Source organism: Vibrio sp. 1562, assembly GCF_033340155.1.
Lineage (GTDB): Bacteria > Pseudomonadota > Gammaproteobacteria > Enterobacterales > Vibrionaceae > Vibrio > Vibrio alginolyticus.
The window spans coordinates 1-511 of the sequence record NZ_JAWOVY010000799.1 but is presented as its reverse complement, the minus strand read 5'-3'; the positions used below and the strand labels follow the sequence as shown (position 1 = coordinate 511).

1 protein-coding gene is annotated in these 511 nt (G+C 49.7%); it reads right to left on the bottom strand.

The features are described from left to right. Nucleotides 1–511: potassium transporter TrkG (locus tag R7Z49_RS27740; RefSeq protein ID WP_318112867.1), on the bottom strand; the 511-nt coding region annotated here is incomplete at both ends.

Sequence of the window (511 nt, the reverse complement as noted above, 5' to 3'; positions counted from 1 at the left end):
TCAAAGGCCCAATACGGCCAATGATCATCACGACGATCATGATGTACTTACCTGGTTCCGAAAGCTCCGCCGTCAAACCTGCAGTAAGCCCAACCGTTGCAAAAGCAGAAATCGTTTCGAACATCACTTTGTCAAAAGAAGCTTTCTCCGTCAGCATCAACAAAAACATCGCGGTGGTGAGAATTGCTCCGCTCACCACAATGATTGCCAGTGACTTCGTTACCGTTGGCCAGTTTACCGTTCTCTTAAACATCACCACGTGTTTCTTTTGACGCAAGAACGTCCACGTCGCCATAAACGCGACAGCAAAAGTAGACACCTTGATACCGCCACCCGTAGAGGTCGAACCCGCACCAATCAACATCAAAACGATCATGATGAGTAATGCCGGTTGCGTGAACTGCGTTAAATCAACACTGTTAAAACCCGCTGTCCGCGCACTGGCTGATTGGAAGAAAGCGGCCAACCATTGCCCGCCAATAGTGAGCGACCCCATGGTGTTGGGGTTGTG